Raw genomic sequence first — 9,547 nt, 5'->3', positions numbered from 1 at the left:
CGAAGGACCGATGCGCGCCGTCGCGGCCGGCCGGGCCGCCGTGCTGGCACCTCGGGTCCAGGTGCTCGATCACAACCGCCTGCTGCGCTTCCTGGCCGCCGGAATCGCCGTCCTGCGCGCGGTCGACCCCGCCCGCAGCGGCACGTTCGTGCCCGACCTCACCGAGCTGGCCGATGTGCTCGACGCCGAGGCGTTGCGCGCCGGACCCGGCAACGAGGTCTTCCGCAACCCGGCCAAAACCCTCGCCTCGCGCATGCATCAGCGCGGTGTGGTGCTGGCCGGCGACTCCCCCGCCGCGGCCGAGCTGGCCGAGCACGGCGCCGAGGTGCTGCTGCAGTCGGCGGGCCGGGTCGCCACCGCGGTCGACCTGGCCGAGGCGGTGGCCGCCAAGACCCGAATGGTCGAGGCCGCAGGCGAATCCGCGCCCGGCTTCGATCCGATGTTCCACGACGAGGAACTCGACGGTCCCATGCAGGTCGAGCGCATGCGCGTCTTCGTGCTCAGCATCGACCCGGACCAGTCGGCCGCGCGGCGCCGGATCGCCGTGTTCGGCGGCACCGGATCCAGCCTGGTCGACGCCGATCTGGTGAGCGCCGAGCTCGATCTGCTGCACACCGGCCTCACCGACCCCTCCCTGCCCGCCCCGCCGCGCCCCGAGGAGCCCGCTCCCGGCGCCGGTGGTGAACTCGAACAGCTCGCCGTGCTCGCGCTGCGGCTGGAAATGGCCGCCGCCTACCTACGGCTGATCGGAACCCGCGGTACCGCACCCGACAGTCGAGGGCAGTACGGGGGAAGTTACTAGTGCACGAACTCGTTGGTGCGTTGCGCTCGTATGCCTGGGGCTCGCGCACCGCGCTCGCTCAGCTGTGCGGCAGGCCGGTTCCGTCCGCGCATCCGGAGGCCGAACTGTGGTTCGGCGCGCACCCCGCCGACCCCGCGCACGTCCTGATCGACGACCGCACCCGCTCGCTGCTGGATTTCGTCGCCGAGGATCCGCAGCGCGAATTAGGCCCCGCCGCTCAGGAATTCGGCGGCAAGCTGCCGTTCCTGCTGAAGATTTTGGCCGCCGAGGAGCCGCTGTCGCTCCAGGCGCACCCGAGCACCGCGCAGGCGCGCGCCGGCTTCGAACGGGAGAACCGCACCAAGGTGCCGTTCGACTCGCCGATGCGCAACTACCGCGACGACAACCACAAGCCGGAACTGGTGGTGGCGCTGGATCGGTTCGAGGCGCTCGCCGGCTTCCGCGAGCCGCACCGCACCGTCGAACTGCTGCGCGCGCTCGACGTGGACGGACTCGCCTCGTTCGCCGATCTACTTGCCGCGCAGCCGGATTCGGACGGTCTGCGCACCCTGTTCACCACCTGGATCACGCTGCCGCAGCACGTGCTCGCGACGCTGCTGCCCGAGGTGCTCGACGGCTGCGTGCGCTACCTGTCCGGAAAAGGCAAGCGCGGGTTCACCCCCGAGGCGCGCACCACGCTCGAACTCGCCGAGGCCTACCCCGGCGACGCAGGCGTGCTCGCGGCGCTGCTGCTGAACCGGCTGACACTCGAGCCCGGCCAGGGCTTGTTCCTCGCGGCCGGCAACCTGCACGCCTACCTGCGCGGACTCGGCGTGGAGATCATGGCCAACTCCGACAACGTGCTGCGCGGCGGTCTCACGCCCAAGCACGTCGACGTGCCGGAACTGTTGCGGGTGCTCGACTTCGAGCCGATCGAGCTGCCCGTGGTGCTGCCGGAACCGGCGGGCGACGGCTCGGTGCGCTACCGCACGCCCGCGCCGGAGTTCGAGCTGCGCCGCTTCGATCTGACCGCCGGCTCGGCGCAGGTCCCGCTCACCGCGGCGGGCCCCGGCATCGTGCTGTGCACGGCGGGGTCGGTGCGGCTGCTGCACGGCGCGTCCGAGTTGACGCTGGAACGCGGTGCCGCGGCGTGGATCTCGGCCGCCGACACCGACATTAGAGCTCGTGCCCTGGACGGATCGGCCCAGCTCTTCTGCGCCTGCGTCGGCAAGGTGTGAGCCCGCGCGGTGTCGCCGCGGCCGGGTGATCACCTCCGGTATCGGGTATCCGATCTCGGCACACGCTAAGTTAGCCAGGTTCGGGCAATCGGAGAGAGGACATCCAACCCATGTCGGCTGGTGGTGGCAAGAAGGCGATTCTCGCCGCATTGACGGCGAACGCGGGGATCGCCGTAGCGAAGTTCATCGGTGCGGCGATCACCGGTTCGGCGTCGATGCTCGCCGAGGCGGTGCACTCGGTGGCCGACACCTCCAATCAGGGTCTGTTGCTACTCGGTCAGCGCCGCGCCGCACAGGAGGCCGACGAGCTGCACCCGTTCGGGTACGGGCGCAATCGCTACTTCTACTCGTTCGTCGTGGCGCTGGTGCTGTTCACCATCGGCTCGATCTACGCGGTCTACGAGGGCATCCACAAGATCCAGCACCCGGAGGATCTGACCTCGCCGATCGTCGCGATCGTCATCCTGCTGATCGCGATCGGGCTGGAGACCTACAGCTTCATGACCGCCGTCAAGGAGTCCCGGCCGCTCAAGGGAAATGCGAGCTGGTGGCGGTTCATCCGCACCTCGCGTAGCCCGGAGCTGCCGGTGGTGCTGCTGGAGGACACCGGCGCCCTGGTCGGGCTGATCTTGGCCCTCGCGGGCGTCAGCCTGACGATGCTCACCGGCGACGCGATCTGGGACGGTATCGGCACCCTGGCCATCGGCCTGCTGCTCGGCGTCATCGCCGTCATTCTGATCATCGAGATGCAGAGTCTGCTCATCGGCGAGGGCGCCACCCCCGCCGAGGACCGCGCCATTCGGGAGAACCTGGCCGACGGCGCGCGCATCGAGCGGGTGATTCATCTCAAGACCCAGTACCTCGGCCCGGAGGAGATGCTGGTCGCCGCCAAGGTGTCTTTCGTCCCCGACCTGGGTATCGCCGACATCGCGGCCGCGATCAACGACGCGGAAGCCCGCGTGCGCGCCGCCGTTCCCGCCGCCCGGGTCATCTACCTGGAGCCTGACCTCTACCGCACCGAGAGCGTTTAGGGATTACGGAGCAGCGCCAGCGGATCGGTCGTGATGCCGAACCGCTGGCGCAGCACGTGGCGGGCCGCGTGCAAGCCGGACATGCCGTGCACACCGGGACCCGGCGGGGTCGAGGCGGAGCACAGGTAGACGCCCGGAAGCGGTGTGGCGTAAGGATTCCAGCGCGGTGCGGGGCGGAAGGCCCACTGGCGCAGGGTCATCGCGCCCGCCGAGATGTCGCCGCCGATGTAATTGGCGTTGTGCGCGGGCATTTCGGCCGCGGTGTAGACGTGCTTGGCGAGGATCAGGTCCCGGAAGCCGGGGGCGAAGCGCTCGACCTGGGCGATGATCGTCTCGCTGATGTCGCGGGTCGAACCGTTCGGCACGTGCGCGTAGGTGTAGAGGGTGTGCTTGCCCGCCGGCGCGCGGGTCGAGTCGACCACACCGGGCTGGATGGTCAGCACATAGGGCCGTTCAGCATGTTGCCCCGCGGCGACCGCACGTTCGGCAGTCATCGCCTCGGCCCTGGTGCCGACCAGATGCAGGGTTCCGGCGCGGTCCAGGTCGGCGGCCTGCCAGGGCACCGGGCCCGCGAGCGCGAAATCGACCTTGCACGCGGCGCCGCCGTAGCGGAAACGCCGGAGCCGCTTGATGTATCGGTCCGGCAATCGATGGCCGGCGATGCGCAGCAACTCCGCGGGCGCGAGGTCGAGCACGACCGCGCGGGCGTCGTCGAACTGTCCGAGCGCGTCGATGCGGTGGCCGGTCCGCATCCGCCCGCCGAGGCGTTCCAGCTCGGCGATCATCGCGTCCGGAATCGCCTGGCTGCCACCGCGCGGGATCACCCAGCCGCCCGCATGCGCCAGCGTGCCGAGCATCAGCCCGGCCCCGGCGGCAGGCACGGCGCGCGGCGGGATGATCGCGTGGGTGGCGACGCCGGTCAGCAGCGCGGCCGCGGTGTCGTCGCGAAACCTGGTGTTCCACAACGGCGATCCCTGCTCGAGCGTGCGCAGGCCGAACCGCACCGCGGTCAGTAGGTCCTTGGGCGGACGGCGCATGTCCGACATCGCCAGGTCGACGATCGCCTCCCAGTGCGGCACCAGCGGACCGAACAGCGAGCGCCACGCGGCACCGTCACGGCCGAGACCGTCGACGGTCCGGTCCAGATCACGCCACGCGATGCCGGCCGTGCCGCCGTCCATCGGGTGCGCGTAAGACGCCTCCGGCGTGAGCAGTTCGACGCCGTGCGCCGCGAGATCGAACGCGCGGAAGAACGGGGAGGCCAACGCCATCGGGTGCGCGCCCGCGCACACGTCGTGCCGGTATCCGGGCAGGGTCAGCTCCGCCGTCCGCGACCCACCACCCGCCGCGTACTCGGCCTCGTACACCTCCACGGACAGTCCGGCCTTGGCCAGGATCACCGCGGCGGCGAGACCATTCGGCCCGGAGCCGACGACCACAACATCAGGCATATCCCCCACGCTACCGGCCCGCGGTCGGTGCTTCCCGGCCCGCGAAACGCGTTGCCACGCGGAACGGCGGTCGGACCTGCCGGATCGCGGCGAAGGTGTCGGCTGTCACCCGCCGTGGTCGATTCGGTCCGCGGGAACAGGATTCGCCGCGGCAGGCGCGGTAGTCGGATGCGGTCAGGCCGACGTCGCGCCGACCGCTGCCAGCCATTCGGCGACCAGGATGGCGAGGCGCTGTTCGCGCAACTCCGGGCGCAGGCGGGCGCCGCACTCCAGGGTCGCGAGGCCGTGCATCGCGCTCCAGGCCACCTCGGTGCGGGCGCCGAGCTCCGCCTCGTCGACGAACGGCCGGAACATGGCCTCCAATTCCGCGAAGGCGTCCCGCAGCGTCTGCGACGCCTCGAGGCCGAACACGAGGTCGACGTTCATCACGAACATGGCGTCGTAGCGGGCCGGGTTGGCGGCGGCGAAATCCAGGTAGGCGCGGGCGACGCGGGCCATTCGGTCGGCCGGACTCGTCGCCTCGGCGTGCGCCTGGTGCAGGTCGACGGAGAGATCGGCGATACCTTGCTCCGCGACCGCGGCCACGATGGCGGATTTGCCCGCGAAATGGCTGTACAGCACCGGCTGGCTGTATTCGATGAGCTCGGCCAGCCTGCGCACGGTCACCGCCTCCCAGCCCTGTTCTTCGGCCAGCTGACGCGCGGTATCGATGATCCGCTGACGACGTTCGGCTCGTTCACGTTCCTTGCGCGTCTGGAGAGTCATACCGAAATTCTAGCAGCGCTAGACAAGCTATCGAAGCTCAGTTACTGTTGCTCTCGAACCTAGCGCCGCTAGATATCGGAGCAGGACCGAGTACCGCACCAAGGAGCAGCACCATGACCACCTCGCGCATCGCCACCACACTGTCCCTCATCGGCGCGGCCTTCATCCTCTACATCGGCCTCAGCTACCTCATCAGCCCGGACACCATCGCCCCCGGTTTCGGCCTGCCCGCGTGGCCGAACGGTGAGGCGACCGCGTTCATGAACCTCAAGGGCGTCCGCGACACCGTCTTCGGCGTGCTCATCTTGGTGCTGCTCGCCGCGAAGCAGCGCTACGCACTCGGCATCGCCACCCTGGTCATTGCCTTGGTCCCGGTCGGCGACATGCTGACCGTCCTCGCCTGGAACGGCTCCCCCGCCGCCGCCTTCGGCATCCACGGCCTCACCGCCGCTCTGGTCTTCCTCGCCGGCGGCCTGCTGATCCGCGAGCACCAACTGACCCAGCGGTCGAACCCGCTGCCCCTCACCGTCCCCGCCTGATTCCACCGCACCCGCTGTCCGGTACCGGTTTTCGCCGGTGCCGGACAGTTCCGCGTTCGGACCCGCTCGCGCAGACCAGAATTCGCACGCACCCGTGATCCGGCACACAAACCACCCGCGCTCGATGAATTTCCCGAAGCGCCGCCGTCGATACCACTGAACGCACGACGATCACAGGAGACGACCACCATGTCGACCAAGCCGCACGGACCCGCGTCCTACTTCCCGTCCATCGAGGCCAAGTACGGCCGCACCATCGACGAGTGGCGCACCGCGATGGGCGAGTCCGGCCTGACGTCGCACAAGCCGCTGGTCGAGTGGCTCAAGTCTGAACACGCCATGGGCCACGGTCACGCCACCGCCCTCGCCCAGTACCACCTCAACCCGGAGAAGTGGGCCTCCTGACCCCGAAATGCGCGAAGGGCCCGCAGATCCTGCGGGCCCTTCGTGTTTCACAGTGCAGCTAAGCCGGAACCAGGTCCTTGGTGTCGGGCTCCTGCTGCGGCTGCGCGCCGTGGTCGTCATCGACCATGGTTTGTTCATCGAAGGGCAGCTTGCGGTCGAGAACTTCCTTGACGCGGTCCGCGTCGATGGTCTTGGTCCAGGTGCCCAGAAGCACCGTGGCGACGGCATTGCCGGAGAAATTGGTGAGCGCGCGGGCCTCGGACATGAAGCGGTCGATACCGACGATCAGGCCGACGCCGTCGAGCAATTCGGGGCGGTGACTCTCCAGGCCGCCGGCCAGCGTGGCAAGGCCCGCGCCGGTAACACCGGCCGCCCCCTTGGACGCGACGATCATGAACAGCAACAGGCCGATCTGCTCGCCGAGGGTGAGCGGTTTTCCCATCGCATCAGCGATGAACAACGACGCCATTGTCAGGTAAATTGCAGTGCCATCCAGATTGAACGAATATCCGGTCGGCACAACCACACCCACAGTCGTCCGCTCGACGCCCATGTGTTCCATTTTCGCGATCAACCGAGGCAGTGCCGACTCCGAGGACGAGGTCGCCAGGATCAACAGGTACTCGCGGGCCAGATAGCGGACCAGCTTCAGCACCGACACCCGAGCCACCGCCCACAGCAGCACACCGAGCACACCGAACACGAAGATCAAGCAGGTCAGGTAGAACGCGATCATCAACGTTGCCAACTTCAGCACCGCGTCCAGTCCACTCTTGCCGACCAGGTTGGCGATCGCGCCGAACGCACCGATCGGCGCCAGCCACAGAATCATCACCAGGATGCGGAACACCAGCTTCTGCAGCAACGCCACGCCGCGCAGAATCGGCTCGCCGGTCTTGCCCATGGCCTGCACCGCGAAACCGACCAGCAGCGCGACGAACAAGGCCTGCAGCGTGCTGCCCTCGGTCAGCGAGGACAGCAGCGACTTCGGGACGATGCTGTTGAAGAAGTCCCACGTCCCGCCCGCCTTGTGCGCGGTGTCGGTGAGCGACTTGACCGCTTTCGCGTTCTCGCCGACATTCAACCCGGTACCCGGCGAGATCACATTGCCGACGACGAGCCCGATGATCAGCGCGGCGGTCGACATGATCATGAAGTACGCGATGGTCAGCCCGCCGACCTTGCCGACGGTCGCCGCCGAGCGGATCGAGCCGATGCCGAGCACGATGGTGCAGAAGATGACCGGTGCGATCATCATCTTGATCAGGTTGACGAAGATGCTGCCGAGCGGAGCAACCGACACCCCGAAACCGGGCGCCAGCCAACCCACCAGAATGCCCGCGATGACCGCGATGATGACGGCTATATACAGCCAGTGGGTGCGGTCGCGCTTGCGTGGGGGTGCTGCTGGTGTTGCTTGGCTCATACCGAGTGATGTCCTCCGAAGTGGTGCCGACGTGAAGTGCCTCACGCCTTCCAGGCAGAATGATGACGGCCCTGGTGACGCCGGTCACGGTTTGGTGCATTACGTTCAGCGGAGGAAAACAGCTAGTGAGACGCGGTCGGCTATCCCTGGCCGGTCAGGCCTTCGCACTCCAGCTGATCGTGTTGACCCTGATGGTTGCTGTCGGCGCGGTCCTCGCGGTGGTCGACGCGCGGCGCCACAGCGACGTCACGACCACCCGCGAAGTGAGAGATGTCGCGGTGAGTGTCGCTGAAGCCCCGTCCACCCTGTCCGCCGTCTACACGATCAATCCCACGGCTCTGCTGCAACCGGTGACCGAGCGCATCCGCAATGCGACCGGCATGGACTTCATCGTCGTGATGGCGCCGGATCGCACCCGCTACACGCACACCAATCAGAACATGATCGGCAAGCCGTTCAGCGGAAACATCGACCGCGCCCTGTCCGGGGAAACCTTCACCGAAACCTTCACCGGCACCCTCGGGCCGTCGATCCGCGCGGTGGCACCGGTCTACGACGGCGGGAAGGTGGTCGCGCTGGTGTCGGCCGGGGTGACCCGCGCCAAGATCGGTGATCAGGTCGCCGCGCAACTGCCGTTGATCCTCGGCATCGCAGCGGCAGGCCTCGCGGTCTCCGGCAGCGGGTCGTTCCTGCTGAGCCGCCGCCTGCGCAGGCAGACCCATGGGCTCGCACCCGACGAACTACGGGCCATGTACGAACAGCACGACGCCGTCCTGCACTCGATCCACGAGGGACTGGTGGTCTTCGGCATGGCGGGCGAGCTGGCCGAGGTGGTCAACGACGAGGCGCGCAGGCTGCTCGAACTGCCCGACGGTGAGGTGCGCCGCAGCGACCTGCCGACCTCGATGCAGCAGATGAGCTGGGGCGTGGTCCGCGACGAGATGCACGTGACCGGCGACCGGATCCTGCTCATCAACCAGGACATCGTCAGCTGGGAGGGCAGGCCGATCGGCACCGTCATGACGATCCGCGACCACACCGAATTACGCGCGGTGATGGGCGAACTCGACTCGGTGCGCAGTTTCGCCGAGTCGCTGCACGCCCAGGCGCACGAATCCGCCAACCGGCTGCACACCGTGGTCACCATGGTCGAACTGGGCCGGTATCAGGAGGCGGTGGACTTCGCCACCTCGGAACTGCAACTGTCCCAAGCCCTCATCGATCGGCTGCTGAACGCGGTCGGGTCGCCTGCGCTGGCGGCGTTGCTGCTCGGCAAGGTGAACCAGGCGGCCGAGCGCAGCATCGAACTGACCATCACCGAGGACACCGCGCTCGACTCGATCGAGCCGCTGACCCCGCAGGAGATGGTCACGCTGGTCGGCAATCTCATCGACAACGCCATCGACGCCGCCGCCGAGAGCCCGTCGGGCTGGGTGGAGGTCACCGTGCGGCACCGCGGCGACAATCCCGAAGGTGTTCGCGCCGAACCGGCTTCGGCGTTGTACGTGCGCGTCGCTGACAGCGGGCCCGGCATGTCCGAGGAGACGTTCGCGCGGGCGTCGCAGCGCGGCTATTCGACCAAGGCCGACCATCACGGGCTCGGCCTCGCCCTGGTCCACCGCCTGGTGGCCAGGCACGGGGGAACCATTCGTACCGAACTAGATCCGGAAAGCGCGGTAACCGTGACGATTCCGCGAAAGGACGCACAGTGATCCGAGTGCTGATCGTCGAGGACGAACCACTCATCGCCGAGGCACACCGCGCCTATGTGGACCGCATCGAGGGCTTCACGCCCGTCGGGGTGGCGCACACCGGCCGCGAGGCGATGCGGGCGGCCGCCGAGGCCGCGGCCGAGGGCACGCCGATCGACCTGGTGCTGATGGATATCGGGCTACCCGATGCCAGCGGCTT

10 protein-coding genes are annotated in these 9,547 nt (G+C 68.3%); 7 read left to right on the top strand and 3 right to left on the bottom strand.

Features of this window, described 5'->3' with window-relative positions; genetic code table 11:
* The 3 genes from NN4_RS43715 to NN4_RS43705 form a co-directional block, all read left to right on the top strand.
* Positions 1-802: tobH protein (locus NN4_RS43715; RefSeq protein ID WP_147144127.1), on the top strand; the 802-nt coding region annotated here is incomplete at its 5' end.
* The gene (gene manA, locus NN4_RS43710; RefSeq protein WP_147144124.1) at positions 802-2,019 is read left to right on the top strand and encodes a mannose-6-phosphate isomerase, class I; all 1,218 of its coding nucleotides are present in this window, start codon (positions 802-804) and stop codon (positions 2,017-2,019) included. The genes NN4_RS43715 and manA, both read left to right, overlap by 1 nt.
* Positions 2,020-2,129: 110 nt before the next feature.
* On the top strand, positions 2,130-3,050 hold the full coding sequence (locus NN4_RS43705) for a cation diffusion facilitator family transporter (protein ID WP_147144121.1): 921 nt from the start codon (positions 2,130-2,132) through the stop codon (positions 3,048-3,050).
* Here the strand turns inward: NN4_RS43705 and NN4_RS43700 are convergent.
* Together NN4_RS43700 and NN4_RS43695 are read right to left on the bottom strand one after the other, a co-directional pair.
* Positions 3,047-4,501, bottom strand: a complete 1,455-nt coding sequence (locus tag NN4_RS43700; protein WP_147144118.1) for a phytoene desaturase family protein — start codon at positions 4,499-4,501, stop codon at positions 3,047-3,049. The genes NN4_RS43705 and NN4_RS43700 overlap by 4 nt on opposite strands.
* Before the next feature lie 174 nt (positions 4,502-4,675).
* Complete coding sequence (locus NN4_RS43695; RefSeq protein ID WP_147144115.1) at positions 4,676-5,266, bottom strand: TetR/AcrR family transcriptional regulator; 591 nt, start codon at positions 5,264-5,266, stop codon at positions 4,676-4,678.
* 113 nt (positions 5,267-5,379) lie between these two features.
* On the opposite strand from NN4_RS43695, the gene NN4_RS43690 reads away from it, so the two are divergent.
* Together NN4_RS43690 and NN4_RS43685 are read left to right on the top strand one after the other, a co-directional pair.
* Positions 5,380-5,805, top strand: coding sequence for a DUF4267 domain-containing protein (locus tag NN4_RS43690; protein WP_147144111.1), 426 nt, complete (start codon positions 5,380-5,382; stop codon positions 5,803-5,805).
* Between the two features lie 189 nt (positions 5,806-5,994).
* The gene (locus NN4_RS43685) at positions 5,995-6,210 is read left to right on the top strand and encodes a DUF4287 domain-containing protein (protein ID WP_135233050.1); all 216 of its coding nucleotides are present in this window, start codon (positions 5,995-5,997) and stop codon (positions 6,208-6,210) included.
* Between the two features lie 58 nt (positions 6,211-6,268).
* Here NN4_RS43685 and NN4_RS43680 read toward each other — a convergent pair whose 3' ends face one another.
* Positions 6,269-7,636, bottom strand: a complete 1,368-nt coding sequence (locus NN4_RS43680; RefSeq protein WP_147144108.1) for a cation:dicarboxylate symporter family transporter — start codon at positions 7,634-7,636, stop codon at positions 6,269-6,271.
* A 125-nt stretch (positions 7,637-7,761) separates the two neighbouring features.
* Here NN4_RS43680 and NN4_RS43675 point away from each other — a divergent pair, with 125 nt between their 5' ends.
* Both NN4_RS43675 and NN4_RS43670 read left to right on the top strand, forming a co-directional pair.
* Positions 7,762-9,348 (top strand): sensor histidine kinase, encoded by a 1,587-nt coding sequence (locus NN4_RS43675; RefSeq protein WP_246181437.1) that lies wholly within the window; start codon positions 7,762-7,764, stop codon positions 9,346-9,348.
* Positions 9,345-9,547: response regulator (locus NN4_RS43670; protein WP_147144102.1), on the top strand; the 203-nt coding region annotated here is incomplete at its 3' end. The genes NN4_RS43675 and NN4_RS43670, both read left to right, overlap by 4 nt.

The sequence above is a fragment of the Nocardia ninae NBRC 108245 genome, from assembly GCF_007990755.1.
GTDB lineage: Bacteria > Actinomycetota > Actinomycetes > Mycobacteriales > Mycobacteriaceae > Nocardia > Nocardia ninae.
The sequence above is the reverse complement of the archived record's forward strand: the minus strand, read 5'-3'. Positions and strand labels throughout refer to the sequence as shown.

What these genes read in the sequence shown, in the direction of transcription:
- NN4_RS43695 (WP_147144115.1), bottom strand. Translation starts at nt 5,266, where the DNA reads ATGACTCTCCAGACGCGCAAGGAACGTGAACGAGCCGAACGTCGTCAG.
- NN4_RS43705 (WP_147144121.1), top strand. Translation starts at nt 2,130, where the DNA reads ATGTCGGCTGGTGGTGGCAAGAAGGCGATTCTCGCCGCATTGACGGCG.
- NN4_RS43685 (WP_135233050.1), top strand. Translation starts at nt 5,995, where the DNA reads ATGTCGACCAAGCCGCACGGACCCGCGTCCTACTTCCCGTCCATCGAG.
- NN4_RS43690 (WP_147144111.1), top strand. Translation starts at nt 5,380, where the DNA reads ATGACCACCTCGCGCATCGCCACCACACTGTCCCTCATCGGCGCGGCC.
- NN4_RS43700 (WP_147144118.1), bottom strand. Translation starts at nt 4,501, where the DNA reads ATGCCTGATGTTGTGGTCGTCGGCTCCGGGCCGAATGGTCTCGCCGCC.
- NN4_RS43680 (WP_147144108.1), bottom strand. Translation starts at nt 7,636, where the DNA reads ATGAGCCAAGCAACACCAGCAGCACCCCCACGCAAGCGCGACCGCACC.